Source organism: Polaromonas sp. P1_G2, from assembly GCF_056405515.1.
The window spans coordinates 1-612 of the sequence record NZ_JBFUBY010000702.1 but is presented as its reverse complement, the minus strand read 5'-3'; the positions used below and the strand labels follow the sequence as shown (position 1 = coordinate 612).

Annotated in this window: 2 protein-coding genes; one reads left to right on the top strand and one right to left on the bottom strand. The window is 50.0% G+C overall.

Annotation, left to right across the window (positions count from 1 at the left end; translation table 11 throughout):
• Window positions 1–187 (top strand): hypothetical protein (locus AC1D0P_RS27045; protein ID WP_477679552.1); only part of this gene is annotated, 187 nt, incomplete at its 5' end.
• 218 nt (window positions 188–405) lie between these two features.
• Here the strand turns inward: AC1D0P_RS27045 and AC1D0P_RS27040 are convergent.
• On the bottom strand, window positions 406–612 hold a 207-nt coding region (locus AC1D0P_RS27040; RefSeq protein WP_477679551.1), incomplete at its 5' end, for a hypothetical protein.

Genomic DNA, 612 nt, shown 5'->3' with positions numbered 1-612 from the left:
CTCCACACCGACGCGGAAAATGCACTCAACCGAAAATCATGTCATTCTTGGCGATTTGAAGGGCGAACATGCTCCCCTCTGCCGCGACCGCAGTGAGCCGGGCAGAAATTCTTTGGGTGGCTGCTTTCGCCGCCATCATATATACATGCACTTAGAAATAAATCTTGCAAGCGAGAATTCCATTTAGGAACAGAAATCTTGGAGTATGAAGTAGAGGCGGCACCCTAAGCTCGCTTCGGCGAAAGGCTTACTCAAATCGAACTAGAATTGGTGTTGGAGGCGCGGCCGCTGCTTGTCTTCTCTGCCGTGACCAGGCCGGCAGCTGGCAGCAGTGTTCCTTATAAAATCGGGTTCTGACGTAAACTTCACCGATTCCAGTATTGCGTGTAGTTGAAAAATCGTCTATTATTTGCCAAGTTGAGATGGATATATTTGCCGGAATCCAGGGAAGCGAAGATGATGGCAGACTTTTGCCGGTCCGTTCGCGCGTTCTTGCACCTGATTTTGTTTTTCTTTGCTTGTTTTTCTTCGGCAAACGCCGCTGAGCGGCCAATTTTGGAATTCAAACAGCGGCCACGGGCCTATCGAATCCAAAACCGCGAAGGTCTGGCC